Below are 26,503 nucleotides of genomic sequence, written 5' to 3'. Positions count from 1 at the left end.
TCATCCCGTGCCAGCTGGACGGCCGGCGAGCAGGTTCGCTGTGAATCTCGAGACGTCCTGGTGCAGAGAGTCATGTGCGCCGGCCAGCGGAACCTCCGTCTGCACCACCGTCTGCAGCTCCTCGAGTGTCTCGCGCACCAGTCGCGCCGCCTGCCGTACTCCCCAACTGCCGATCTCTGCGCTCAGATCGTCCGCTGTGACTGCGCGGAATGAGTACATTCTGTTCACGGACAGCGCGAATCTGCCGTCTGGGTGCCCAAGATGGGCCATCGGCACGAAGTCATAGGCGGGTGCGAGCCGCACGTCGCCCGACTCCGCGTGGAGCAGCCCGAGATTCTTGGTGTGCATGTCGAGGTTGCCAATCGCCACACCGGCCACAGTCAGGCGGGCGAGCATCCGGAGATCGCCTGTTCGTCCGTTCCTGTTGAGCGACTCCGCAACGCGCGCGAGACTCGTCACTCCGCCGAGCTCCTGGTATTTCTGGTTCCCGCTCGCGCCCAGCGCCTGGTTGAAATCCTCCTGGTGCAGACGCTCCCCGCCATGTCTGTCGAAGCGTTCTGTCACCAGTGCGGGCAGTCCGGCGAACGCGTCGATCCTGGTCTGGTGCGTGAGCAGTCCGAGGTGCCGGGCCAGCCGGGAGCCGAACTCCTCGTCGTAGATGACCGTCGGATTCGACTCGAGCCGGGGTTTCAGGATGTGAGATGACGGAAACCCTCCGAGTACTCGACCCCATCCGTCTTCCAGACGGGCGAGCACGATCTTGGGTTGCACCCCTGCGAGCGAGGTACGCCCCCGGGTGGCATCGTTTCCGAGCGGCGAGCCGAGCGGATCTTCGAGGAGCTGACGGATCTGGCTGTCCGACACCGCCTCCACTTCGGGTCGGCGTGGTTCAGTGGGGTCGTCGACATCCCACAACTCGACAGCGCCCGCGATGTCGCGCCCGTAGTGGGCAAGGAAGCCGAGGGTGTCACCGCGATGCAACCCGCTCTGAGTGAGCATGAAGTCGAGCTGGTTGCCCTCGGGCAGCAACTCTCCGAACCACGAGCGTCTCCGAGCGACGTGTTGGCGGGTCGGAACGGGCACCAGCGGTATAGCCACCGAGAGCACACGGCTGTTGGTACCGAATCGAGCGATCCCCTCTGCTGAGGCTGTGAAGTCGAAGGTCCGGTTGTCGACGCCTTGGATGTGGCCGACGATCGTGCCGTAGACCGCGACAGCGAGCCTCATCGGGTTTGGTCTGCTGTAGGCCAGGAGGCGGACAGTTCGACACCGGTGGCGCTCATCAGGTCGAACAGTCGGCGGAGATAGATCGTCGTCTTGCCGGACTCGATCTCGCTGATCGAGCGCTGCGAGATGCCCAGTTCGGCCGCCAGCGCGACCTGAGAGAGACCGCGGCCCAGTCGAGCCTGCTGCAGCGCCAGTCCGAGGTCGGCAGGGGCGCGCAGTCGTGTCGATGTCATGAACGCTCCAATATTACGTTTTTGTTATAGCAGCAGACTATTACGAAAACAGGATACCGGGAAGCTATCCGGAAAAACGTCATGACGATGACACCCTCCCCGTGTCCGGGAGGGGAGGGGAGGCGTCAGTCGAAGAGGGCGGGGTGGCGGGCCAGCTCGAGGCGCGTGCGGCGGATGTGCCCGAGGAGGATCCGCTCGCCGTCGTCGGCGTCACGGAGGCGGAGCGCCTGCACGAGCATGTGGTGCTCGTCGTGCACGATCCGGTTGCCGTCGGGGTCGAGCAGCCGCGTGTAGGCGCGCCGGTAGTGCTGCGTCGTGTTCCACAGCCGCCGAACGGTGTCGCCGAGAATGGCGGTGTGGGCGCCCGCATACGACAGCAGGTGGAACTCCCGGTCGAGCCGCAGGAACTCCTCCGGGTCGCGGAGCGTCTGCATGGTCGCGGCCAGCTCGTCGAGGCGGTCGAGCTGCGAGGCCGTCAGGTTCTGGATGCTGTACCCGAGCAGGAGCGGCTCGATCCGTTCGCGCAGTTGGTAGATCTCCTCGCACTCGGCGAGGCTGAGGCGCGACACCCACGCTCCCGTGTTGGCGACGAGCGTGATCAGGCCGTCGGCCTCCAGGATGCGGAACGCCTCCCGCACCGGCAGGCGGCTCGCGCCGAAGTCTGCCGCCACGTCCTCCTGCAGGATGCGCGTGCCGGGCGGGTGCTCGCCGCGCAGGATCGAGTCGCGGAGGGCCGAGGCGATCCGTTCGCTGGCGACGCCGTTGCGGGAGGTGGTCACTGTCACAGCGTAGGGCGGGCAGGGTGCCAGAGCAGCACGTCGGCATCCTTCTCGTACGCCTTGCCGTTCGGGTAGCTCACCAGTTCGAGCTGCATGCCCCACGGTGTGAGGAAGTAGATCCAGCGCTGCCCGGTGCTGTGGCTGCTGCTCGCGGTCGGCTCACCGAGCACCCGAACGCCCTTCGTCCGGAGGTACGCGACGGCCTCGTCGAGGTCGTCGACGTAGAACGCGAGATGGTGCCCGCCGACGTCGCTGTTCAGGGGCGGTGCATCCGCGGCATCCGAACCCGGCGCGGGCTCGTACTGGAAGATCTCGAAGTTCGGGCCCGTGCGACAGCGGAAGAAGCGCAGCTCGCGCATCACCGTCCGCGGCGCCACGTTCATGTGGTCGAGCATCCACTCGCCCTCCTTGACGAACGGGCCGAGCGAGTAGACGTACTCACAGCCGATCACGTCGACGAAGAACGCCTCGGCCTGGTCGAGGTCGGGAACGGTGAACCCGATGTGCTCGGTGCCGACGAGGCCGGGGATGCCGCGGGTGCCGCCTGCCATGAGAACTCCCTTGTTTCGCTCAATGGATCCAATCTACCAAGATTATTGCTGTCCACCCTCGTTTAACGCGCTCCGTTCAGCTACATTGGAGCCAATCGCGATCAACGGAGACCACCGCATGCCGAAACAACGACGTTTGGAGCCCCTCGCCCCCTGGGTCGAGCTGAGCACCACCGCTGCCGACTACAAGAAGGCCGATCCGGCGCTGCTGGCGACCATGCTCGGCCAGCTGCACCTCATCCGGGCATTCGAGGAGACCGTGCTCGAACTCGCCGGCGAAGGCCTCGTGCACGGCCCGGCGCACTCCAGCATCGGCCAGGAGGGCGGCGCCGTCGGATCCATCGTGGGCCTCCGCTCGACCGACGCGATCAACGGATCGCACCGCGGGCACCACCAGTTCCTCGCGAAGGCCATCAACCATGTCTCGGGCGGCTCGCTCGATCTCGGCGCGCTCGTCACCGGCGACATCCAGACCGTGCTGCAGCGCACGCTCGCCGAGATCCTCGGGCTCGCGCAGGGCTACTGCCGGGGTCGCGGCGGCTCGATGCACCTGCAGTGGTTCGAGGCCGGGGCGCTCGGCACGAACGCGATCGTCGGCGGCGGTGTTCCGCTCGGGGCCGGCAACGCGTGGTCGCAGAAGCACGCGGGCACGACGGATGTCACGGTGAGCTACTTCGGCGACGGCGCGACGAACATCGGCTCGGTGCTCGAGACGATGAACCTCGCCGCGGCCTGGAAGCTGCCGCTCACCTTCTTCATCGAGAACAACCTCTACGCCGTGTCGACCCGCGTCGACGAGGTCACCGGCGAACCCCGCCTCTCCAGCCGCGGCCAAGGTTTCGGCATCCCATCCTGGCGGGTGGACGGTATGGATCCGCTCGCTGTGCACCTGGCGATGGATGCCGCCGCCCAGCGTATGCGCAGCGGCGACGGCCCGGCCGTGGTCGAGGTCGAGGTGTATCGCTTCTTCCACCAGAACGGTCCGTACCCCGGCAGCGCCTTCGGCTACCGCAGCAAGGAGGAGGAGGCCGAGTGGAAGAAGCGCGACCCGCTCGACCGGGTCGCGCGGGAGATGATCGCGCTCGGCCAGCTCGACGAGGCCGGGGTGGGGAGCATCCGGAGCCAGGCGCAGGCCGCGATGACGGATGCCGTGCAGCAGCTCATCGAGGCGGATCCCGACCGCCCGGGCAAGCGCCGCATCATGCCCGACCTCTGGCCCGACACCGACTTCGTGAACGTCGGCGTGCGCGGTGACACGAGCGAACTGAATGACGCGCGCACGCTGGAACCACTCGAGTACACGGGCGAGCTGGAGAAGCGCAAGTTCGTCGACGCGGTCGCCGCGGTGATGGATCGCCGCATGGAACAGGATGACCGCATCATCGTTCTCGGCGAAGACGTGCACCGGCTGAACGGTGGCACCAACGGTGCGACGAAGGGTCTCGCGAAGAAGTTCGAGGGCCGCGTTCTCGGCACTCCGATCAGCGAGAACGCGTTCGCCGGGCTCGGCGGCGGCATGGCGCTCGATGGGCGCTACCGGCCCGTCATCGAATTCATGTACCCCGACTTCATGTGGGTGGCCGCCGACCAGGTGTTCAACCAGATCGGCAAGGCCCGGCACATGTTCGGCGGCGCGAACCCGGTTCCGCTGGTGCTCCGCACGAAGATCGCGATGGGCTCGGGTTACGGTTCGCAGCACCTGATGGACCCGGCGGGCATCTTCGCGACCAGCCCCGGCTGGCGGATCGTCGCCCCCTCTACGGCGGCCGACTACGTGGGCCTGATGAACGCGGCACTGCTGCTGGAGGATCCGGTGCTCGTGATCGAGCACGTCGACCTCTACGCCGACCAGGGTGAACTGCCCGCCGGCGACCTCGACTACATCCTGCCGTTCGGCAAGGCCGCGCTCCGGCGTGAGGGCGAGGATGTGACGATCATCAGCTACCTCTCGATGGTCAAGCACGTGCTCGAAGCCGTGGAGCAGACCGGGTTCGACGCCGACGTGATCGATCTGCGCTGGCTCGACAGGGCATCCATCGACTGGGAGACCATCGGCGAGAGCATCATGAAGACGAACAGCGTGCTGATCGTCGAGCAGGGCGCCCGCGGAACGTCGTACGGCGCGTGGTTGGCCGACGAGATCCAGCGGCGCTACTTCGACTGGCTCGACCAGCCCGTCGAACGCGTCACCGGCGAGGAGGCGTCGCCGAGCATCTCGAAGGTGCTGGAGCGAGCCGCGATCGCCCGAACGGAAGAGGTCGTCGCCGGTCTGGAGCAGATCGCACGCGGAATGGGCGCGGACTCGCGCGGAACGGAAGCCGACTGATGCCCACGATCGTACGGATGCCCGAGGTGCTCGCGAACGCGACCGAGGCCGCACTGCAGGGCTGGCTCGCCGAGGTGGGCGACGAGATCGCGCTCGGCCAGCCGCTCGCCGAGCTCGAGACCGAGAAGGCGATGGTGGAGTACAACGCCGAGACTGCGGGAACGCTGGTGCGGATGCTCATCGAGCCGGGCGACTCGGTCGATGTGGGTGCGCCCATCGCCGTGATCGCGGCGCCGGGTGAGACCGACTCCGACATCGACGCGCTGCTGGCGTCGATCGGGATCGGGAGCGCGCCGGGTGCGGTGGCTCCGGATGCTGCCGCTCCGGTGTCGGCTCCGGATGTCGCGCCTGCGGTGTCGGCTGCGGTGCCCGCCCCGGATGCCCCGGCTCCCGCTTCGGTTCCGGATGTCGCTGCGGAGGCCGGCCAGGGCGGAGACCATCGCCCGAGCTCGGGTGCGGCGAACGCCGATCCGCACGGCGGGCGGCTCTTCGCGAGCCCCATCGTGCGGCGGATGGCCAAGGAGCAGGGCATCGACCTCGCGGGTGTCTCGGGCAGCGGCCCCGATGGGCGGATCGTGCGCCGCGACCTCGAGAAGCTCCCGGCCGGGTCTGGCAGTACAGCGACCGCCCCGTCGAACGGTGCCGCCGGTGCTGGCTCCGCTCGGGTCGCCGACTTCTCGGGGGTGGCGGATTCCGCGCCCGTCGAGGGGGCGCCCGACCGTGGTCCGGTGGCCGTCGGCTCGGAGTCGGCGACGCCGGCGGCCGACGACTCGACTCCCGCTGTACCGGCGACGTCGGTGGCGACATCCGGAGCAGCACCAGCCACTCCGGCGAAGGCCGCACCCGCGAAGCCGGCACCCGCGGCGCCCGCGAAGCCAGCGTCCGCCGCCCCCGTGGCCGCGCCGGGCGACACCGAACTCGTGCCGCACACCGGCATGCGCCGCGCCATCGCCCGCCGGCTCACCGAGAGCAAGCAGACGGTGCCGCACTTCTACCTCGTCGCCGACTGCCGGGTGGATGCGCTGATGGAGCTGCGGGCATCCGTCAACGCCAGCGCCCCGCGCAAGGTCTCGCTGAACGACTTCATCGTGAAGGCGGCGGCGGGAGCGTTCGGCGAGGTTCCGGAGGCGAACGGGACCTGGGGCGAGGACGGCACCACGCGCTACGCGCACGTCGACATCGCCGTGGCCGTCGCGACCCCGGGCGGGCTGCTGACGCCGGTGGTGCGCGGTGTCGACCAGCTCTCGGTCACCGGTGTGAGCGAACGGATCGCCGAGCTCGCCGGCCGCGCCCGGGAGGGCAAGCTCCGGCAGAACGAGCTCGAGGGCGGCAGCTTCTCGGTGTCGAACCTCGGGATGTACGGCGTGCAGGAGTTCTCGGCGATCATCAACCCGCCGCAGTCGGCGATCCTCGCCGTGGGCGTGGCGCGCCAGCAGCCGGTCGTGGTCGACGGGCAGCTCGCGGTCGGCACCGTGATGACCGTCACGCTCTCGGCCGACCACCGGGTGATCGACGGGGCGCTCGCCGGGCAGTGGCTCGGGGCGTTCGTGAAGCGCATCGAGAACCCCCTGACCATCCTCATCTAAGACTGGAGCAGAGAATGAGTGCACGACTGGAATCGAAGACGATCATCGTCACCGGGGGTGCCTCGGGAATCGGCGCGGGTATCGCCCGCGGCATGGCGGTGGAGGGCGCGAACATCGTGGTCGCCGACCTGAACATCGAGGCGGCCGAGGGGGTGGTTGCGGGCATCCGTGCCGCCGGCGGCAGTGCAATCGCCGTGCGCGTCGACGTGACCGACGAAGACCAGGTCGCCGCCGGTGTGGCAGCCGCCGTCGCCGAGTTCGGGCGTCTGGACGTCTACTTCAACAACGCCGGGCTGAACGCGCCCGAGAGCTTCCTCGACATCACGAAAGCGAAGTGGGACCTGATCTTCAGCGTCAACACCTTCGGCGTGGTGCTCGGCACCCAGGCCGCGGCGCGGCAGTTCCTCGCCCAGGGCGGCGGCGGCAAAGTGGTGAACACCGCCTCGATCGCAGGCCGCCAGGGGTTCCCGAATTTCGCCCCCTACAGCGCATCCAAAGCCGCCGTCATCTCGCTGACGCAGGCCGCGGCGCGGTCGTTCGCAGCAGACGGCATCACGGTCAATGCCTTCGCCCCCGGCGTCGTCGAGACACCCCTCTGGAAGCAGCTCGATGAGGATCTCGCCGCGATGGGCCAGCCCGAGGCGGGATTCGAGGGGATGTCGGGCGACATCCTGCTCGGTCGGCCGGCCACCCCCTCCGACATCGTGCCGACCGCGATCTTCCTCGCGTCGAGCGACTCCGACTACATCACCGGACAGGTGATCCCGATCGAGGGCGGAATGGTGCTCATCTGATGGCTGGCACGAAGAACAACCAGAAGATCGCCTTCGTGGGTACCGGGGCGAACGGTGCCGGCATCGCCGCCGACCTCACCCGCGCCGGGCTCGATGTGACGCTCATCGAGCAGTGGCCCGCGCACGTCGAAGCCATGCGCGAGAACGGCATCACCGTCGTGATGCCCGACCGCACAGAGAACACCTCCGTGAACGTGCGGCACCTCTACGAGGTCGCCGAGCTGCGGGAGCCGTTCGACATCGTCTTCGTCGTGGTGAAGGCGTATGACACGCGGTGGGCGTGCGAGCTGATCAAGCCCCTCGTGAAGCCCGACGGCCTCGTCGTGGGACTCCAGAACGGCATGAGCCTCGACGACATCGCGAGCATCATGGGCGCCGAGCGCACCGTCGGCGCGGTCATCGAGGTGGCGTCGAACATGTGGGAGCCGGGCGTCGTCAACCGCGAGACCCCGCCCGAGCACGCCTGGTTCGCGATCGGTGGCATCCATCCGTCTGTCGACGCCGAACGGCTCCAGGATGTCGCGGAAGCACTCGGCCACGCGGGAACCGTCGAGGTCTCCGACGACATCCGCTCGTCGAAGTGGGGCAAGCTCATCGTCAATGCGGCCGAGCTGGTGCCGTCGGCCATCCTGGATCTGAGGCTCGCCGACGCCATCCGGGTGCCGGGCATGTACGAGTTCATGCTGCAGTGCGGGAGCGAGGCGGCGCGAACAGCCGTCGCCTCGGGGAGCCGTCTCCGGCCGATCTTCGGGATGACGGATGCCGCACTGCACGACCCGGACGTGTTCGCCGAACAGCTGCTCGGCCAGGTGCTGAAGCGCTTCTCGTCGCCGACCACCCAGACGACGTCGCTCCAGGACTGGATCAAGGGTCGTCGAAACGAGGTCGCCGAGATCAACGGGCTCGTGGTCGACGAACAGGAGAAGCTCGGCGGGGCGGCCCCGGCCAACGCGCTCGTCGTGGAGATCGCGCGGCGCATCGAGGCCGGCGAGCTCGAGCGGGGTGAAGCGAACATCCGCCTACTCGTTCCCGGCGGCGCCGGTGCCGGAGCGGCCGGGCCGGACCGGGCGGCGGCTGCTGCGGCGACGGTCGGTCGCACCTAGGAGGGGCGCCGATCCTCCCGGGGGAGGATGCCATCAGCCGCGGCGACAGCGCGTGCTGGCTAGGGCATCCGGTCCATGGCCTGGAGCACGTCGACGGCCGAGTTCAGGTCTGACCCACGGGCGTCGGAACCGCTCGTGTCGGCGGAGCCGGCCTCGGGTGTCGACTCGGCGAACGCCTTCCGGCCGGTGACGAAGAAGAGCCCCTTCGCCGGCACCGCTCCGTTGTTCACGTACATGTGCGGCCGCACCGAGTCGAAGTTCAGCGAGTCGCCGGCCCGGATCACGTAGGTGTCGAACTCGAGGTGCACCGTCAGCTCGCCCGACAGCAGGTAGGCGTACTCGTAGCCGCTGTGCCGCATCAATCGGCCCTCGACCGAGCTCGAACCGCCCGGGGCGTAGGTGACGAGCAGCGGATCGACCGGGCCGCCCGATCCGGTGGCCAGACGCTCCCAGCGAACCCCGTTCTCCATCTCGAGCACCGGGTTGTCGCTGCCGTGCTGCACGGCCGAGCGCATGCCCTCGGCAGGCCGCTCGGATCGCGCGCGGGGCTGGGCCTGTTCGTCGGAGAGGGGCGTTGTCTGGCCGAGCAGCTCGTCGAACGAGATGCCGAGCTGGTTCACCAGGGCGTAGAGCGTGCTCACGGACGGCTGCGTCTTGCCGTTCTCGACCTGGGAGATCAGGCTCGCCGAGACGCCGACCTCGGACGCGATGCTCCGGAGGCTCAGGCCTTTCTTCAGGCGTGCTGCGCGGAGCTTCGGACCCACTTCTTCGTTGATGTTCCACTCCTCTGTCTGTGCAGTCGGGGTTCACGTGTGGTGAACGCCGTTCCCGAATTCTAGAACCTGTGACGGAGAATGTGCGCGCATGATGATCAGATGCTTCACAATCGGCTCGTCTGACAATTAAGCTAGAGTGAACACCACGTACATGCTTACTGAACTTCGACAGCGGTGTCGGGGGAGAGGGTCTTCACAATGAGTACAGCAACTCGCGGAACAAACGCCGTCGACTGGGAGGAACGGGTCGACTTCGATCGTCTGCGGAGCGAACGGCTCGCCCGCCTGAAGGCGCAGCTCTCCACCTCGGAGCTCGGCGCCGTTCTGGCCTTCGACTTCTCGAACATCCGCTACATGACGTCGACCCACATCGGCACCTGGGCGATGGACAAGCTGATCCGCTTCAGCCTGCTGACCCGCGTGACCGACCCGATCATGTGGGACTTCGGTTCCGCCGCGAAGCACCACTCCCTCTTCAACCCGTGGCTCGACCAGACCACCGCCGAGGCCGACGCCGACCCGCACGCCCCCCATCACGGTGCGGTGCGGCCGCGTGCCGAGAGCGGCTCGCGGGCCGGGATCTCGACCCTCCGCGGTGCGTTCAGCCCCGACTCCGAGATCGCGGATCGCGTCGCTGTGAAGATCAAGCGCGAACTCGAGAAGTTCGGGGTGCAGAACGAACCCCTCGGCGTCGACGTCATCGAGCTGCCGATCCTGTTCGCCCTGCAGAAGCTCGGCATCGAGGTCGTCGACGGCCAGCAGGTGTTCCTCGAGGCGCGCCGCGTGAAGACCGGCGACGAGATCTCGCTGCTCACGCAGGCGGCGTCGATGGTGGATGCGGCCTACGAAGACCTGTACGAATTCCTGAAGCCCGGCGTACGCGAGAACGAGTGCGTCGGCCTTGTCTCGAAGAAGCTCTACGACCTCGGCAGTGAGTACGTCGAAGGGGTCAACGCGATCTCGGGCGAGCGCTGCTCGCCGCATCCGCACGTCTTCTCCGACCGCCTGATCCGCCCCGGCGACCCGGCCTTCTTCGACATCCTGCACAGCTTCAACGGCTACCGCACGTGCTACTACCGCACCTTCGCGGTCGGCTCGGCGAGCTCGGCGCAGCACGACGCCTACAAGCGCGCCCGGGAATACATGGACCGCGCGATTGCCTTGGTGAAGCCCGGCGCCACGACCGCCGACATCGTGAAGGTCTGGCCCAAGGCGGAGGAGTTCGGTTTCCCCGACGAAGAGGCCGCCTTCGCGCTGCAGTACGGCCACGGGGTGGGCCTGTCGATCTGGGAGAAGCCGATCTTCTCGCGGCTCGTCTCGCTCGATCATCCGGAGACCCTCGTCGAGGGCATGGTCTTCGCCCTCGAGACCTACTGGCCGAGCGCCGACGGCTGGGGCGCTGCCCGCATCGAGGAGGAGATCGTGGTCACGGCCACCGGCTGCCAGGTGATCACGAAGTTCCCGGCCGAAGACCTGCTCGTGGCAGGCAAGCGGTACTTCACCGTCGGCGGCGCCCTGCCGAACCTCCGTGACTCGCAGTCGCACCTGAACACGGCCGCGGGTCGGGGCGACGAGGGCGCCTGATGCCCGGCGCCAGCGGAGCAGGCAGCACCGCCGCGGCAGCCGACACCATCGGCTTCATCGGCCTCGGCACCATGGGCGCCGCGATGGTCGGCCGCCTGCTCGCCACCGGCCATTCCGTCGTCGTCTGGAACCGTTCCCGGTCGGCGATGGATGCCCTGGCCGCCCTCGGTGCGACCCCAGCCGACAGCGTGCACGATGTGCTGCAGACCGGTCTCGTCTTCTCGATCCTCTCCAACGACGAAGCGGTGCAGGAGGTGTTCTCGGCCGCCGAGCTCGCGGCAGCCCCCGAGGGTGCGCTGCACGTCAACATGGCCACGGTCAGCGCCGGGGCCGCGACCGCGCTCGACCGGCTGCACCGTGAGCACGGGGTCGCCTACGCCGCAGCTCCGGTGCTCGGCCGCTCGACGGTCGCCGAGCAGGGCGCGCTCACCGTGCTCGCTGCCGGTGCGGATGCCGACCTCGCCCGCGCTATGCCCTACCTCGAGGCGATGGGGCGGCGCGTCTGGCCGTTCGGCGTCGACCCCGCCGCGGCGAACATCGCGAAGATCTCGATGAACTACCTGATCATCCACGCGTTGCAGGCGATGAGCGAGTCGCTCACCCTCCTCGACGCGAACGGCGTCAACGCCTCGACGTTCGTCGACGTCATGGCGGACAGCCTCTTCCCGGGCCCCGTGTACTCGGGCTACGGAGCACTGATCGCCGACCGCCGCTACCAGCCGGCCGGCTTCACGACGCGGCTCGGCCTGAAGGATCTCGGGCTCGCAGAGCAGGCCGCAGCCGGAGCCGGAGTCGCTCTCACGACCGCGGCCGACCTCCGGGACATGTTCGAGGCGGCCATCGCCGACGGGCACGGAGACGACGACTGGTCGTCGATCGCCGAGGTCACCCGGGCCCGGTCGGCCGGCCATCCACCCACTACCGTCAACTAGGGCGCGGAGCGTCAACCCCACCCATGCAGCCAACCCCCATGCAGCCAACCCCCATGCAAAGGAGCATCACGACATGAAGGCAGCAGTCTTCCACGGCGCGAAGGACATCCGGGTCGAGAACGTCGCCGACCCCACCGATGTCGGCGAGTTCGACGTTCTGCTGAAGCCGTACTGGTGCGGCGTCTGCGGCACAGACCTCCACGAGTACGCGATGGGGCCGATCGTCATCCCGGCGTCGCCGCATCCGCTGAACGGGTCGACCGCCCCGCAGATCCTCGGCCACGAGTTCTCGGCCGAGATCGTCGAGGTCGGCCGCGGCGTCACGCACCTGCGACCCGGCCAGCGCGTCTCGGTCATGCCGCTCCTCTTCTGCGGTGTCTGCTACTACTGCCGCCGCGGGCTCAACCACCTCTGCCAGAAGATGGCGTGCGTCGGCCTGAGCTTCGCGTGGGGAGGCATCGCCGAGCTCGCCCTCGTTCCGGCCAGCCACGTGAGCGTGCTGCCAGATGGCGTCAGCGATCTGCAGGGCGCACTCGTCGAGCCCGGCGCCGTCGCCGCGTACGGAGTGGATACCGCCCAGGTGCGCCCCGGCGACTCGGTGCTCATCACCGGGGCCGGCCCGATCGGCGCGCTCGCGTCGCTCTACGCCGCATCCCTCGGCGCCACCGTCTTCATCTCGGAGGTCAACCCCGTGCGCGCTGCCCTCGCCCGGTCGTTGGATGTCGGGGAGGTGCTCGACCCGACCCAGCTCGACGTCGCCGCCTACCTGAAAGACCGGAACGAGGGCGTCGGTGTGGATGCCGTCATCGAGTGTTCGGGCAACGAACGCGCCCTCAACACGGCCCTCGCCGCCGTGCGGAGTGCCGGGCGCATCTCGCAGACAGGCCTTCACACGAAGGCCGCCGCGATCGACCCGATGGTGCTCTCGGAGCACGACATCACCCTCTCGGGCACGTGGTGCTACCCCGTCACCGACTGGCCGCGCATCGTCGACCTGATCGCCCGCGGGCGCTACCCCGTCGAGAAGGTCGTCAGCGCCCAGATCGCGATGGAAGACGTGGTCGCCAAGGGTTTCGAGACGCTGCTGTCGCCCTCGGGCGACCAGGTGAAGGTGCTGGTGAACGCGCGATGAGAGCTCTGCAGTACACGGTTCAGGATGTCGCGGAGGTCGTCTCCCTCGACGTCCCGGCCATCGCCGACGACGAAGTGCTGGTCGCGGCCCGCCGGGTGGGAGTGTGCCACTCGGACATCGACCTGCTCGAAGGCCGGTACATCATCCCGTTCAGCTACCCGTTGATCCCCGGGCACGAATGGTCGGGCGAGGTCGCCGCCGTCGGCTCCCGCGTGACGTCGTTCGCGGTCGGAGACCGGGTCGTGGGGGAGTGCGTCATCGGTGCCGACCACTTCGGCTTCTCGATCTCGGGCGCGGCCGCCGAGTACTTCGTGGCGAAGCCGTCGTGGCTGCACAGGCTGCCCGACGAGCTCTCGTTCGCCGACGGCGCGCTCGTCGAGCCGTTCAGCGTGGCGTACTACGCGCTCCGCCGGGTCGGCAACGTCGACGCCAGCGACACCCTCGTGGTGCTCGGTGCCGGGCCGATCGGCCTCGCCGTCACGGCCGCCGCGGCGGCGCTCGGCGCGCAGGTCATCGTCGTGGAGCCCGCCGAGGGGCGCCGGATGATCGCCCTGCAGTTGGGCGCGGCGTCGGCCGTGCATCCGGATGCCGCATCCGATGCCGTTCTCGCGCTGTCGGCCGGCCGCGGGGCCGACGTCGTGGTCGAGTGCAGCGGACGCCCCGAGGTGATGGCCCAGGCCCTCGAACTCGCCGGCTTCCGTGGCCGTGTCGCGTACATCGGCATCGACGTGGGGCGGATGGCGACCGCCCGCCTCGGCCTGATCCAGTCGAAGGAGCTGACGATCACCGGCTCGATCGGCTCGCCCGGCGTCTGGCCGGAGACCCTGCGCTTCCTGGCCGGGGCGAAGATCGACCTCAGCCCGCTGATCACGCAGGTCTTCCCCGCCGACGACGCGCTCTCCGCCCTCGAAGCCGCCCACAACCCGGCCACCACCATCAAGGCGCAGATCGAGTTCGCGGCCCCCGCCCTGTCCTGACCCCTCGCGCCTGCGCCCCGCCTCCGAATCGGGTGGGCAGTTCGGGCCCTGAAACCTGCGGTTTCGGGCCCGAACTGCCCACCCGATGGGGTAAAGCGGGGCCGTGAGCCGGCAGGCACGCCCCCCCCGTCCCGGCGGCCTGTTCCGGCCATGTCCGCTTCCGGCCGCACGGCGCGGCGGTTCGCGTCGGATGGTTCGGCGCCCGGTCGCTAAGCTCGCGAAATGGCAGCTGAACGACCTCGCGCGCGGCGCCTCCACGGGCAGGTCGCGGCCGCCGTTCTCCTGGCGGCGATCGTGTACGCCGTCGTCGTGCTTCTCTACACCGGCGGGCTCCGGGAGTCGGGCAACAGCTGCGTGCAGGTCGTGCAGGGCGCCGAAAGCGACCGCGTCAGCGTGAAACTGCAGCCCGCTGCCGTGAACGCCGTCAACCAGCGGCTGGAGTTCCAGCTCACCCTGCATGCGCCGGAGAGCATGCTCTCCCGCGACGGTTTCACAGCCGGGCAGGACATCAGCCTGCTGACTTTCCCCGTCGACGGGTCAAAGGTGCTGACCTTCGCCAAGGGGGACGCGCTCGGGAGCTCGACCCAGTCCGACTACGCCGCGGGAATCGTCGAGGAGTGGCCGTTCGACACCTACCGTGCCGAGCTGACCACGTTCGCCTTCACCGGCGGGGGCGACGGGCGGATCGCGATCCCCACCGAGGTGTGCCTCGACGACTCTGTGCCGGGCTGGCAGCTGCACACCAACCGGGTCGACGACACGGGCTACAGCGTCACCACAGCGACCGGCGACAGGCCGCTGCCCACGGTGGAGATCGTCGCCACCCGCTCCGCGAGCACCGTCGCCTTCGGAATCGTGCTGCTCGGCCTGATGGCGGTCATCCCGGTGCTGGTGCTCTTCGTGGCCATCAGCGCCTACACTGGCCGGCGCCAGGTCGAGGCCACCCTCACCAGCTGGATCGGCGCCATGCTCTTCGCCGTCATCCCCCTTCGCACGTTCCTGCCCGGCTCGCCGCCGGTCGGCTCCTGGATCGACTACCTCGTCGTGCTCTGGGTGATCGTGGGGCTCGTCACCGGGCTCACCATCTACATCCTCGCCTGGAACCGCTGGGGCACCCGGGCCTCCTCCCGCCGCCTCCCACGCGCAGCAGCCGAGCCCCGCTCGCCCGGCAGCTGAGCGCTGCGGGAGTTCCGACGACGCGGGTGCAATACCCCCGTGCGGCCCCGCGGGCCCGCCGGCGTCGTCAGCTACCCGCGTCGCCGTCGTCGGAGTGCAGCCACGAGCCCGTCGACTCGCGGGGGACGACCCGCACGGCTCCGCGGCGCACACCGCGGGCGGTGGTGCCGCCGATCGCCGCCACGAGTTCGAGGGCGGCCGACCGGCCCAGCTGCTCGAGGTTCATCTCGACGCTGGTGAGCGGCGGGCGCGCCTCTTCGGTGAGCACGTCCCAGTTGTCGAAACCCATCACCGCGACGTCGTCCGGCACGCTCCGCCGGCTCTCGCGCAGCTGGTCGAGGGCGCCCCGTGCCAGCTGGTCGCTGCCGCAGAGCAGGGCGTCGAACTGCACGCCGGATTCCACCAGGGACTCGGTGCAGCGCCGCCCCCAGCGCTCGCCCCACGGGCCGAAGAGGTCGGCGCCGCCGACGAGCGAGAGCCCGTGCTCGGCGAGCCGGGCTGCCGCGCCTGCGACGCGATCCTGCGCGGCCGAGTACGACGGATCGCCGTTGATGAACGCGATCCGCCGCCGCCCGCGCGAGAGCAGGTGGTCGACGGCCTGCCGCCCCGCGTCGAAGTTGTCGGGCGTGAACGACAGGTCTGCGGGGTCGTCAGAGGGGGCGTAGACGTACACCACCGGCACCTTCAGGCCGGCGGTGAGGGATGCCCGGGGGTTGGTGGTGCGCCCCACGACCAGCAGGCCATCCACCCTCTTGGCCAGCAGCATGCCGAGCTGGTGCCGCTCGCGGATCGAGTCGCTTCGGGCATCCGCCAGCAGCACCGAGGTGGAGCCGGCGCCGAAAGCGTCTTCGGCGCCGAGCAGAACGGGCAGCACGAAGCGGTTGTCGAGATCCTGGGTGAGCATGCCGATGGTGCCGGTGGTGGCCGAGTTGAGGGCCTTTGCGAAGGGGTTCGGCGTGAACGAGAGGGTGGCCGCCGCATCGAGCACGCGTTGGCGGGTCTCGGCGCGCACCTGGCTGACGCCGTTCATCGCCTTCGAGGCGGTGGCGAGGGAGACCCCGGCGAGTTGGGCGACGTCGGTCAGGGTGGTGGCCCCCGTGCCGCGCTTTCTGCCGTCCATCACCACCTCCGTCGGATCCGTGCGTTCGGGCTTTACCGAAACCCTACCGAAACGACCGTCGTGTCCTCACCACATTCTTGCCGCAGTCGGATCGAAGATTGTTCTTGACGCGGGTATCCGAGCACCATATAGTCATTCCCGAAACTACTTTCGGTCTTTTCGGTAACGAAGGTCCGACACTGCTTGAACACGTCACATTCAGAGAGGAATATCGTGAACATCTCCGCACAGAGGGGCCGGCTCGCAGCAGCAGCCGTTCTCTCGATCACCGCCCTGGTGGCGCTCTCCGCCTGTTCGTCGGGATCGGGATCGACGTCGTCGTCGACCGACGCCGCCGCAGCCGGTGGCACGTACACCTTCTGGGATCCGTACCCCCAGTTCGACGAGACCGCCGACTGGTCGAAGCTGGTGGCGAAGTGCGGCACGGATGCCGGCGTCACCATCCAGCGCACCGGGTACGACACGTCCGACCTCACGAGCAAGGCGCTCCTGGCCGGCCAGCAGGGCAGCTCGCCCGACATCCTGGTCGTGGACAACCCCGTCGTGTCGACGCTGGCGGATGCGGGCATCCTGACCACCACCAAGGACCTGGGCCTCGACACGTCGAACTTCGAGAAGAACATCCTCGCCGCCGGCCAGAGCAACGGCGACACGTTCGGCGTTCCGATCGGCGCGAACACGCTCGCGCTGTACTACAACAAGGATGTTCTCTCAGCGGCGGGTGTCGACATCGCGAGCGTCACCGACTGGGCGTCGCTGAACGCGGCCCTCGCCAAGGTCACCGCTTCCGGCAAGCAGGGCATCACCTTCTCCGGTATCGGAACCGAGGAGGGCAGCTTCCAGTTTTTGCCCTGGTTCTGGGGGGCCGGAGCCGAACTGACCGACCTCAGCTCGAGCCAGGCCGTCGATGCGGCCACACTCTGGACCGACTGGGTGAAACAGGGCTACGCCCCGAACTCGGTGATCAACAACACCCAGACCACCAGCTGGCAGGAGTTCCTCACCGGCAACTTCGCCTTTTCTGAGAACGGCACCTGGCAGCTCGCCGGGGCCGACAAATCGGGCCTGAAGTACGGTGTCATCCCCATCCCGGCGAAGGCGGGCGGATCCGCTGCCGCACCGACGGGCGGCGAGTTCGTCTCCGCTCCCGTGCAGAGCGACACGGGCCGCTACGCCACGACGGAGAAGATCATCTCCTGCCTCACCAGCGACTCGAACCTGCTGACCACCGACACCACGCTGTCGTACGTGGCACCGGTCGCCACCGTGCAGACGCAGCAGGTCGCAGCCAACGCCGAACTCACCCCGTGGGTCGCCGCCGTCGCCGCCGCCCGCGGCCGCACGAGTGACAACCTCGGCACGAAGTACCCGGTCATCTCGCAGGCCATGTGGGGCGGATTCCAGAATGCTCTCTCGGGCAGCCAGCAGCCCGCCGACGCGATGAAGGCGGCCCAGACCGCCGCTGCGGCAGCGCAGTAGGACGCACGCCGTGACGCTCACGCACAAAGCCGCCGCCTCACCCGCATCGCCGGGTGGGGCGGCGGTGCCCGCCACGACCAATCGCGGCTCGGGCGCATCCGCCCGCGACACGGCCACCGGGCGCACCCGCCCCAGGCCTCGTCGCCCCCGTTCCACGCAGTGGGCGGCGTGGGCGTTCCTCGCCCCGGTCGTCGTCTACCTGGTGCTGTTCTACGCGCTCCCGCTCTACAAGAACATCGACCTGAGCATCCGCGACTACACGGTGCGCTCGTTCGTGCAGGGCAACGCACCCTTCGTCGGGCTGGAGAACTACCTGAAGGTCTTCGCCGACCCGACGTTCGGGCCCGCGATCTTCCACACCGGGTTCTTCGTGCTGGTGTCGATCCTGTTGCAGTTCAGTCTCGGCATGGCTCTCGCGGTGTTCTTCTTCAACCGGTTCCGGTTGTCGTCGACGCTCCGGGCGCTGTTCCTGGTGCCGTGGCTGCTGCCGCTCATCGTGTCGGCGTCGACCTGGTCGTGGATGCTCAACAGCGACTCGGGCATTGTGAACTCCTTCCTCGAATCGTTCGGCATCGGCAGCATCAACTGGCTCACCTCTCCGCAGTGGGCCCTCATCTCAGTGACGATCGCCAACATCTGGATCGGCATCCCTTTCAACCTCGTCATCCTCTACAGCGGCCTGCAGAACATCTCCGCCGACCTCTACGAGGCCGCCTCGCTCGACGGGGCGAACGCCTGGCAGAAGTTCTGGCGCATCACGTTCCCGCTGCTGCGCCCGGTGTCAGCCATCACGATCCTGCTCGGCCTCGTCTACACCCTGAAGGTGTTCGACATCATCTGGATCATGACGAAGGGCGGCCCGGCGAGCTCGTCGACCACGCTCTCGACCTGGTCGTACCAGCTCGGCTTCGGCTCGACGCTGCCCCGCTTCGGCCCCGCCGCCGCGGTCGGCAACATCCTCATCATCGTCGCCCTCGTGTTCGGGCTCGTCTACATCTACCTGCAGCGAAGGGAGGCCAGGCGATGACCGCTCTGGCCACACCGCGGAGCACCGTCGCACCGCGCACCGCCGCCGGCGCCGCCGGCCAGCCCGGGCAGGCGCGCCGCCAGCGCCCCACCTGGTACTTCACTCTCATCGGCGTCGTGCTCACCGCGCTGATGCTCTTCCCCATCTACTGGATGATCAACGTCTCGCTGACGAAGACCGCCGACATGCGGAAGAGCCCGCCCAACTGGTTCCCGTTCGATCCGACGTTCTCGGGGTACCAGGCCGTGCTCTCGCAGCAGCTGCCCTACCTCGGCACCAGCCTCGTCGTCGGCCTCGGAACGGTCGTGCTGACGCTCGTGCTCGCCGCCCCGGCCGGGTACGCGCTGGCGAAACTGCGCCCGCGCGGCGGGGGAGCGGTGAGCTTCATCTTTCTGATCGCGCAGATGATCCCCGGCATCATCATGGCCATGGGGTTCTATGCGATCTACCTGAACCTGGGCATCCTGAACTCGATTCCGGGGCTGATCCTGGCGGATTCGACCATCGCGGTGCCGTTCGGCGTGCTGCTGTTCACCGCGTTCATGTCGGCGATCCCCGACGAGCTGATGTCGGCGGCGAAGATCGACGGCGCCTCGTACTGGCGAACGTTCCGGTCTGTGGTGCTGCCGATCAGCCGCAACTCGGTCGTGACGGTGTCGCTGTTCGCGTTCCTCTGGGCGTGGTCGGACTTCATCTTCGCCTCGACTCTCGACGGGGGCGGCAAGATCCAACCCATCACGCTCGGCATCTACAAGTACATCGGCAACAACAACCAGGAGTGGAACTCGATCATGGCCACAGCAGTCGTCGCATCCATCCCGGCAGCCGTGCTGCTCATCGTCGCCCAGCGCTATGTCGCGGCCGGCGTCACAGCGGGGGCGGTCAAGGACTGATGGTCACCTTCCTGAACCTGGGCCGCGCACTCGAAGTGCGCCATCGCCACGAGGTGCTCGTCATCGAAGCGTGGGGCGCCGACAGTGCCCGGGTGCGTGCAGCGCAGTATCGGCTGCCCGCCGAGAGCGCGGGGGCGCTTGCCGACACGGCTCCGGATGTCTCGCCCGACATCGTCGTCACCACGGGCCCCACCCGCGCCACCCTCGTCACCGGCGCCCTCACCGTGACGGTCACCTTCGACACCGCCGAGCCCTACCCCGAACCTCACCTCACCTTCTCCGACACGGCCACTGGACGGGAGCTGATCGCGGAGAGCCGCGAACACTTCTGGATGCCCGGGGCCCGCGTCTTCGTCGGCAACAACTCGGGCGCCGCCGAGGTGCACCAGCAGTTCCGCGCCTACGACGACGAGAAGCTCTACGGGCTCGGCCAGCGCACCCACGGCCGCCTCGACATCAAGGGTCTCTCCCTCGACCTCGTGCAGCGGAACGCCGAGGTGAACATCCCGTTCGTGCTCTCCTCCCGCGGCTACGCCCTGCTCTGGAACGTGCCCGCCGTCGGCCGCGTCGACTTCGCCGCCAACGCCACCCGCTGGCAGGCCGGCCAGGCCCGCGAGATCGACTACTGGATCACGGCAGCCCCCACCCCCGCCGACCAGCTCGCGCGCTACGCCGACGCGACCGGCCATTCGCCGGATCTCCCGGAGTGGGCGAGCGGGTTCTGGCAGTCCAAGCTCCGCTATCGCAACCAGGACGAACTGCTGGGCGTCGCACGCGAGCACACGAGCCGCGGCCTGCCCCTCTCGGTGATCGTCGCCGACTTCTTCCACTGGTCGGCGATGGGCGACTTCCGCTTCGACGAGACCGAATGGCCCGACGTGCCCGGCATGGTCGCCGAGCTGAAGGCGCTCGGCGTCGAACTGATGGTCTCCATCTGGCCCACGATCTCTCCGCTCTCGGAGAACTTCGCCGACTATCGCGACCGCGGGCTCCTCGTCGGTGCCGACCAGGGGGTCGAATTCCTGCAGACCATCCAGGACAAAGGCATGCAGACCCCCATGCCGGTCGGCTTCTACGACCCGACCAACCCCGGGACGCGCGACTACATCTGGGACCTGGTGGCGAAGAACTACCTCGCCCACGGCATCCGGGTCTTCTGGCTCGACGCCTCGGAACCCGAGCTGAACCCCGCGCATCCGGCGAACATGCATCTCTCCGCCGGTCCCGGGGCCGAGGTCGCCAACATCTACCCCCGCGACAACGCGCGGCTCTTCGCCGAGGGTATGGCGGCGGCCGGCGAGGAGCCCACCGTGCTGCTCTGCCGGTCGGCGTGGGCCGGATCCCAGAAGTACGGTGCCGCTGTCTGGTCGGGTGACATCCCTGCCACCTGGCTCTCGCTCACGCAGCAGGTGCGGGCGGGACTTGCGATCGCGGTCTCGGGCATCCCGTGGTGGACCACCGACATCGGCGGCTTCCACGGCGGCGACGCCAGCGACCCCGCGTACCGGGAGCTGGTCATCCGCTGGTTCCAGTACGGCGTCTTCTGCCCGCTGTTCCGGCTGCACGGCGACCGCGAACCCCGAACGCCGACCGGTTTCGAGATGACCGGCGGGCCGAACGAGCTCTGGTCGTTCGGCGAGGAGGCGCTGCCGATCCTCACGGGGGTGCTCGAGCTTCGGGAACGGCTCCGCCCGTACATCCACGACCAGATGCGGCTCGCCGCTCAGACGGGGCTGCCGCCGATGAGGCCGCTGTTCGTCGACTATCCGGCCGATGAGGCGGCGTGGATGATCGAGGACCAGTTCCTCTTCGGCCCCGACATCCTCGTCGCCCCGGTCACTGCTCCCGGGCAGCGCTCCCGGTCGGTCTACCTGCCGGGCACCGGTCGCTGGGTCGACGCGCGCTCGGGTGCGGTCTTCGCGGGCGGCCAGACGGTCGTCGCCGAGGCGCCCCTCGAACACATTCCCGTTTTCCTCCGAGAAGAAGCCCAGGTGTCCCTTGTCCCATGATGTCGCGGTGACCCTGCCCTCTCGGCCCCCGGGCGGCGGTTCGAGCGCCGGCCCGGGGCTGGCCCTGCGCGGCGGCCCGGTCGCGCCCTCGCGCTCGCGCCTTCGTCCCCTCGGTCCCGACGAGATCAGCGTCGACGGCGGATTCTGGGGCGAGCGCCAGACCCTGAACGCCGACGTCATCCTCGCCCACTGCGAATCGTGGATGGAACGCATCGGCTGGAGCGCCAACTTCGACCGCGTCGTCGACGGCACCGTCGGCCGCGCCCACTCCGGCATCGAGTTCGTCGACTCGGAGATCTACAAACTGCTCGAAGCGATGGCCTGGGAGCTGGCCCGGCGCCCGTCGCCTGCTCTGGATGCCCGCTACCAGGCCCTCGTCACCCGGGTCGCCGCGGCCCAGGAGCCCGACGGCTACCTGCACACCAGCTTCGGGCATCCGGGGCAGCCGGGCCGCTATTCGAACCTCGAGTGGGGGCACGAGCTCTACTGCTTCGGCCACCTGTTCCAGGCCGCTGTCGCGCGGCTCCGCGGCGGACACGACGACGAACTCGTCGACGTCGCCCGGCGGCTCGCCGACCACGTCTACCGCGAATTCGGCCCCGACGGACGATCGGCGATCTGCGGGCATCCACAGATCGAGGTGGCGCTCGCCGAACTCTCCCGAGCACTCGACGAACCGCGTTACCTCGAACTCGCCCGCCTCTTCATCGAGCGCCGCGGCAAGGGACTTCTCGCCACCACCATCCTGTTCGGGCACGAGTACTTCCAGGACGACCTGCCCGTGCGCGACGCCACCGTGCTCCGCGGCCATGCGGTGCGCGCCCTCTACCTCGCGAGCGGAGCCCTCGACGTGGCCACCGAGACCGGCGACCGCGACCTCGCCGACGCCGTCGCCCTGCAGTGGAGGAACACCGTCTCCCGGCGCACCTACATCACCGGCGGAATGGGATCCCACCACCAGGACGAGGCGTTCGGCGACGACTACGAACTCCCCGCCGATCGCGCCTACTCGGAGACCTGTGCCGGCATCGGTTCGGTCATGCTCAGCTGGCGGCTGCTCCTCGAGACCGGCGACCCGGCCTACGCCGACCTCATCGAGCGCACCCTGCTCAACACGGTGCTCGCCTCCCCGCGGGAAGACGGGCGCGCCTTCTTCTACACCAACCCCCTGCAGCAGCGCACCGCCGGCGCCTCACCTGCCGACGGCGTGCTCAGCGAGCGGGCGGAATCGAGCCTCCGGGCGCCGTGGTTCGAGGTCTCGTGCTGCCCCACCAATGTGGCGCGCACGCTCGCGAGCGTCGCGCTGTACTTCGCCACCGCCGACGCCACGGGCGTGCAGCTGCACCAGTACGCAGACGCCGCCATCCGCACGACCCTGCCCGACGGGCGGATCGTCGCCCTCGAGACCCGAACCGGCTACCCCTTCGACGGCGACATCTCGGTCACCGTACTCGAGCCCGTGACGGCGGCGATCACCCTGCGGGTTCCGTCGTGGGCCCAGGATGCCGCGACCCTCACGGTCGCGGGCGCGACCACCCGCATCAGCGGCGCTTCGGTCACGGTCGCGCGCACCTTCGCGGCCGGCGAGGTGTTCACGCTCCACCTCCCGATGGAGCCCCGGATCGTGCATCCGCACCCCCGCATCGACGCCGTGCGCGGAACCGTCGCCATCGAGCGAGGGCCCCTCGTGCTGGCCCTGGAGTCGCCCGACCTGCCGGGTGTGACTGACCTCCCGGGCGTGGCCGGTGCCTCCGGTGAGGCCGGGGCCCCGGGTGTGGCATCGAGCACCGAGCAGGCTGAGCTCGACCTGAGCAGGCCGCTCCGCTCGACACCGACGGGCGCCCTGGCCGCCATCGCGCTCCGCGCCGACGACGTGGCCGACGACGCCTCCTGGCCGTACGCGCCGGGTGCTCCCGTTCCCCCGGAGACCGGTCGGCCGCGCGAGGTGCTGCTGACCCCGTACTTCGCCTGGGCCAACCGCGGGCCCTCCACGATGCGCGTCTGGCTCCCCGTCGCCCCGACCACCTGAAGTGCGGCGGTCAGGCCGCGCGGTACTTGCTGAAGTCCGCGGTGTGGATGGCCGCAGCATCCATCACCGTGCGGAGGTTGTAGGCGGCGCAGTCCCTGAAGGTGCCGATGCTCGGGCGGCGGGTCGATCGTTCGAGCACGCCCTTCGAGGCACCGTTCGATCCGATGCCGGCCCGGTGCACCATCCATTCGATGTCGGGCGCCTCGTTCGTCAGGTACTCCATCACGGCTTCGTTGTCCCTGTGTTGGCCGTCGTAGCCGCGGGCGAGCGTCTTCCTGATGGCCCAGAGTGCCGGTGACAGTGGCCGTCCCGGAGCCTTGCTCAGCCCGCCGGCCTGGTAGAGGAACCGCTTCACGCCGTTCCTCCGCATCGCGGGCACGAGGCGCCGCACGAATTCGGTGTTGATCTTCTGCTCCCTCTGCTGCTCGACGTCTCCGAGCATCGAGACCACGATGTCGGTGCCGTGCACGAGGTCGTCGAGGTCGACGCCCCCGGCCGTGTCGCTCACCGATCCGCGGATCACCTCGAGATCGGGATGCTCGAGGGTGAGCTTGGAGGGGGTACGGGCGAGGGCCCGCACCCGGTGTCCGGCCTGGAGTGCGAGCGAGGTGAAGTGCTGCCCGGTCTGCCCGGTGGCGCCGAACACGAGGAAGGTCTGGGGTTCTGTCGGTGAAGTCATGTCGCCAGACTAGACAGTGTCTAGTAAATAGTCAATGTCTAGTCCGGGGGTAGACTCAGGGTATGACATCGCGGCCCTTCCATCACGGGAACCTCCGCGCGGTGCTGCTCGAACAGGCCGAACAGGTGCTTCGGGAGGGCGGTGTCGACGGGCTGTCACTGCGCGAGCTCGCCCGTCGGGCCGGGGTGAGCCACGGCGCCCCTCGCAGCCACTTCATCGACAAGCAGGCCCTGCTCGACGCCCTCGCCGAGCAGGGCTTCGCCCGCCTCACCGAGAAGGTCGGTGCGGCGATCGCAACCCCGGGTTCGTTCGAGGAACGCTTCCGCCGTGTCGGCCGCGCCTACGTCGACTTCGGCGTCGACGATGCGACCCTCATGGAACTCATGTTCGCTGCGAAGTCGAACCACCCCACCCCGGCGCTCGAGGCTGCGGCTGCTCGCCTCTTCGACACCCTCGACGGCGCGATGCCCGCCGTGTCCGGCGGCCCTGCCGAGCTGGGCGCGCCTGTGGGCCCTGCTGACTCGCCCGCAGAGCTGCGCTTTCGCTTCAAGCTCCTCTTCGCCGCGACGATGCAGGGCACCGCCACCCTCATCACCTCCAGTCGCATCACCCGCGCCCAGGGCGACACCATCGTCGCCGACGCGGCCGCCGCCCTCCTCGCCTCAGGCCTCGGCATCCGCCTCCTGCATTCGCCGGCATAGCTGAGACAGCTGGCGGTCCTTCGCCAAGAATCTCGCTGACCGGTGAGGCGCACCGCAATGTGTTCACTTTGCTTTCCGTAATCTGTTCAGTTCGAGGGTCGCACAGTGTATGGTTTCACAATGGTTGAATATCGCTCACGTATTGCAGATGCCGAATTGTTTGATCTCCGGCAAGCTGTGGGCGCCGTCCTTGTCGAGGGTCCAAAGGCTTGCGGGAAGACTGCCACGGCATCTCGGGTAGCGTCGACGGTCTTCTCCATGGATCAGGACCCGACAGCGCGGGCGTCGCTCGAATTGAATCCGGAATTCCTGTTCAAGCGAACGACCCCGATCCTGTTCGACGAATGGCAGGTGGCTCCCGATCTGTGGAACAGCGTGAGGCACGCAGTCGATACCGCAGGACGCGAGCGCGGAATGTTTCTCCTCACCGGATCGGCGACGCCCCGTGACGATGTCGACAGGCATTCGGGCGCAGGCCGGTTTGGAATCCTCCAGATGCGACCGATGAGCCTGTTCGAAACGGGACATTCGAACGGCGAAGTTTCTCTTGAACGGCTTCTCGGTGGAGCCGTCCAACCTGGCGGGGACAGCGGCCTCACCGTGCCAGAACTCATGGAGCGAATAGTGATCGGCGGCTGGCCCGACCTTCTCGATTCTGATGAAACCGCAGCACGTCGATGGCTGTCCGGGTATCTCAGACAAGTCATAGACGTCGACATTCCCTCCTTCGTGGGAAGACGCGATCCTCGAACGCTGAATCGTGTGATCGCCTCCCTCGGCAGGTTCGTCGCCCACAGTCCTGCGACTCGTGCCATTGCCGCTGATGCCGGAGGTGACCGAGGGCCCATTGCCCCGGCCACGATCTATAGCCATCTCGACGCGCTGGAGCGGTTGCGTCTGCTCGACAACTCCGAGGCGTGGCAACCACACATGAGATCGCGCGCTCGGCTGCGCGCAACAATGACTCGGTACTTCGTTGATCCGTCAATCGGAACGGCCGCGCTGGGCGTGTCCAGTGTGGACCTACTGAACGACCTTGAAGCCGCTGGGTATCACTTCGAAGCACTGGTGGTTCGCGACCTTCGCATCTACGCGCAGTCGCTCGGGGGGCGTATCGACACCTGGCGAGACGAGGATGGAAATGAGGTCGATGCCATCATTACTTTTTCCGGCGGTCGGTGGGCGGCGGTTGAGATCAAGATGGGCCAACGCGACGTCGACAAGGCGGCTGCGAGCCTGCTCAACTTCGCTCAACGCATCGATACCGGGCGGCAAGGAGAGCCAGTGGCTCTCATCGTGATCACCGCGACTGGCAGCGCCGGCCGTCGACCTGATGGCGTGCATGTCGTGCCGATCACTGCGCTCAGGCCCTGATGCGTTGGAAAACGGC

At 68.5% G+C, this 26,503-nt stretch carries 23 protein-coding genes; 16 read left to right on the top strand and 7 right to left on the bottom strand.

Annotation, left to right across the window (positions count from 1 at the left end; genetic code table 11):
- The 4 genes from B7R21_RS17185 to B7R21_RS17170 form a co-directional block, all read right to left on the bottom strand.
- Positions 1-1,227, bottom strand: a complete 1,227-nt coding sequence (locus B7R21_RS17185; protein WP_116284477.1) for a type II toxin-antitoxin system HipA family toxin — start codon at positions 1,225-1,227, stop codon at positions 1-3.
- Complete coding sequence (locus tag B7R21_RS17180; protein WP_116284476.1) at positions 1,224-1,460, bottom strand: helix-turn-helix domain-containing protein; 237 nt, start codon at positions 1,458-1,460, stop codon at positions 1,224-1,226. Before B7R21_RS17180 ends, B7R21_RS17185 begins: the two co-directional genes overlap by 4 nt.
- Positions 1,461-1,585: 125 nt before the next feature.
- Entirely contained in the window at positions 1,586-2,239 is a 654-nt protein-coding gene (locus B7R21_RS17175) for a GntR family transcriptional regulator (RefSeq protein ID WP_253259883.1), read from the bottom strand.
- Between the two features lie 2 nt (positions 2,240-2,241).
- Complete coding sequence (locus B7R21_RS17170; RefSeq protein ID WP_116284474.1) at positions 2,242-2,790, bottom strand: VOC family protein; 549 nt, start codon at positions 2,788-2,790, stop codon at positions 2,242-2,244.
- A 118-nt stretch (positions 2,791-2,908) separates the two neighbouring features.
- On the opposite strand from B7R21_RS17170, the gene B7R21_RS17165 reads away from it, so the two are divergent.
- From B7R21_RS17165 to B7R21_RS17150, 4 genes are read left to right on the top strand one after another with little or no spacing between them, the layout of a single operon-like run.
- On the top strand, positions 2,909-5,116 hold the full coding sequence (locus tag B7R21_RS17165) for an alpha-ketoacid dehydrogenase subunit alpha/beta (RefSeq protein WP_116284473.1): 2,208 nt from the start codon (positions 2,909-2,911) through the stop codon (positions 5,114-5,116).
- Entirely contained in the window at positions 5,116-6,702 is a 1,587-nt protein-coding gene (locus tag B7R21_RS17160; RefSeq protein ID WP_116284472.1) for a dihydrolipoamide acetyltransferase family protein, read from the top strand. Before B7R21_RS17165 ends, B7R21_RS17160 begins: the two co-directional genes overlap by 1 nt.
- Before the next feature lie 14 nt (positions 6,703-6,716).
- Positions 6,717-7,496 (top strand): glucose 1-dehydrogenase, encoded by a 780-nt coding sequence (locus tag B7R21_RS17155; protein WP_116284471.1) that lies wholly within the window; start codon positions 6,717-6,719, stop codon positions 7,494-7,496.
- Positions 7,496-8,599, top strand: a complete 1,104-nt coding sequence (locus tag B7R21_RS17150; RefSeq protein ID WP_116284470.1) for a ketopantoate reductase family protein — start codon at positions 7,496-7,498, stop codon at positions 8,597-8,599. The genes B7R21_RS17155 and B7R21_RS17150 overlap by 1 nt, the downstream gene beginning before the upstream one ends.
- A gap of 59 nt (positions 8,600-8,658) precedes the next feature.
- Here the strand turns inward: B7R21_RS17150 and B7R21_RS17145 are convergent, their stop codons facing one another.
- On the bottom strand, positions 8,659-9,363 hold the full coding sequence (locus B7R21_RS17145; protein WP_253259882.1) for a helix-turn-helix domain-containing protein: 705 nt from the start codon (positions 9,361-9,363) through the stop codon (positions 8,659-8,661).
- Between the two features lie 210 nt (positions 9,364-9,573).
- Between B7R21_RS17145 and B7R21_RS17140 the strand changes: the two genes are divergently transcribed.
- The 5 genes from B7R21_RS17140 to B7R21_RS17120 all read left to right on the top strand — a co-directional run bounded on the left by B7R21_RS17140 (position 9,574) and on the right by B7R21_RS17120 (position 15,176).
- On the top strand, positions 9,574-10,959 hold the full coding sequence (locus B7R21_RS17140; RefSeq protein WP_116284468.1) for a M24 family metallopeptidase: 1,386 nt from the start codon (positions 9,574-9,576) through the stop codon (positions 10,957-10,959).
- Positions 10,959-11,891, top strand: a complete 933-nt coding sequence (locus B7R21_RS17135; protein WP_116284467.1) for an NAD(P)-dependent oxidoreductase — start codon at positions 10,959-10,961, stop codon at positions 11,889-11,891. The genes B7R21_RS17140 and B7R21_RS17135 overlap by 1 nt, the downstream gene beginning before the upstream one ends.
- Before the next feature lie 73 nt (positions 11,892-11,964).
- Positions 11,965-13,023, top strand: coding sequence for a 2,3-butanediol dehydrogenase (locus B7R21_RS17130; protein ID WP_116284466.1), 1,059 nt, complete (start codon positions 11,965-11,967; stop codon positions 13,021-13,023).
- Positions 13,020-14,000, top strand: a complete 981-nt coding sequence (locus B7R21_RS17125; RefSeq protein ID WP_116284465.1) for a zinc-dependent alcohol dehydrogenase — start codon at positions 13,020-13,022, stop codon at positions 13,998-14,000. The genes B7R21_RS17130 and B7R21_RS17125 overlap by 4 nt, the downstream gene beginning before the upstream one ends.
- Positions 14,001-14,222: 222 nt before the next feature.
- Complete coding sequence (locus B7R21_RS17120) at positions 14,223-15,176, top strand: DUF4436 family protein (protein ID WP_116284464.1); 954 nt, start codon at positions 14,223-14,225, stop codon at positions 15,174-15,176.
- Between the two features lie 67 nt (positions 15,177-15,243).
- On the opposite strand, the gene B7R21_RS17115 is transcribed toward B7R21_RS17120, so the two are convergent.
- Entirely contained in the window at positions 15,244-16,296 is a 1,053-nt protein-coding gene (locus tag B7R21_RS17115; RefSeq protein ID WP_116284463.1) for a LacI family DNA-binding transcriptional regulator, read from the bottom strand.
- A 213-nt stretch (positions 16,297-16,509) separates the two neighbouring features.
- On the opposite strand from B7R21_RS17115, the gene B7R21_RS17110 reads away from it, so the two are divergent.
- The 5 genes from B7R21_RS17110 to B7R21_RS17090 all read left to right on the top strand — a co-directional run bounded on the left by B7R21_RS17110 (position 16,510) and on the right by B7R21_RS17090 (position 23,733).
- Positions 16,510-17,775 carry a sugar ABC transporter substrate-binding protein gene (locus B7R21_RS17110; RefSeq protein WP_116284462.1) on the top strand — a complete coding sequence of 422 codons (1,266 nt, stop codon included), beginning with the start codon at positions 16,510-16,512 and terminating at the stop codon, positions 17,773-17,775.
- A gap of 10 nt (positions 17,776-17,785) precedes the next feature.
- Positions 17,786-18,802, top strand: coding sequence for a carbohydrate ABC transporter permease (locus B7R21_RS17105; RefSeq protein ID WP_253259881.1), 1,017 nt, complete (start codon positions 17,786-17,788; stop codon positions 18,800-18,802).
- 131 nt (positions 18,803-18,933) lie between these two features.
- Positions 18,934-19,695: a carbohydrate ABC transporter permease gene (locus tag B7R21_RS17100; RefSeq protein ID WP_253259890.1), complete on the top strand. Its 762-nt coding sequence runs from the start codon at positions 18,934-18,936 to the stop codon at positions 19,693-19,695.
- Positions 19,695-21,704: a glycoside hydrolase family 31 protein gene (locus B7R21_RS17095; RefSeq protein ID WP_116284460.1), complete on the top strand. Its 2,010-nt coding sequence runs from the start codon at positions 19,695-19,697 to the stop codon at positions 21,702-21,704. Before B7R21_RS17100 ends, B7R21_RS17095 begins: the two co-directional genes overlap by 1 nt.
- A gap of 7 nt (positions 21,705-21,711) precedes the next feature.
- On the top strand, positions 21,712-23,733 hold the full coding sequence (locus B7R21_RS17090; protein ID WP_116284459.1) for a glycoside hydrolase family 127 protein: 2,022 nt from the start codon (positions 21,712-21,714) through the stop codon (positions 23,731-23,733).
- A gap of 10 nt (positions 23,734-23,743) precedes the next feature.
- Here the strand turns inward: B7R21_RS17090 and B7R21_RS17085 are convergent, their stop codons facing one another.
- On the bottom strand, positions 23,744-24,412 hold the full coding sequence (locus tag B7R21_RS17085; RefSeq protein ID WP_116284458.1) for an NAD(P)-dependent oxidoreductase: 669 nt from the start codon (positions 24,410-24,412) through the stop codon (positions 23,744-23,746).
- A 62-nt stretch (positions 24,413-24,474) separates the two neighbouring features.
- Here B7R21_RS17085 and B7R21_RS17080 point away from each other — a divergent pair, with 62 nt between their 5' ends.
- Complete coding sequence (locus B7R21_RS17080) at positions 24,475-25,113, top strand: TetR/AcrR family transcriptional regulator (RefSeq protein ID WP_116284457.1); 639 nt, start codon at positions 24,475-24,477, stop codon at positions 25,111-25,113.
- Between the two features lie 120 nt (positions 25,114-25,233).
- On the top strand, positions 25,234-26,487 hold the full coding sequence (locus B7R21_RS17075; RefSeq protein ID WP_116284456.1) for an ATP-binding protein: 1,254 nt from the start codon (positions 25,234-25,236) through the stop codon (positions 26,485-26,487).
- Positions 26,488-26,503: the final 16 nt, after the last annotated feature.

The organism is Subtercola boreus, from assembly GCF_003399625.1.
In the GTDB taxonomy this organism is placed as follows: domain Bacteria; phylum Actinomycetota; class Actinomycetes; order Actinomycetales; family Microbacteriaceae; genus Subtercola; species Subtercola boreus_C.
This window is presented reverse-complemented; position numbering and strand designations above follow the sequence as displayed.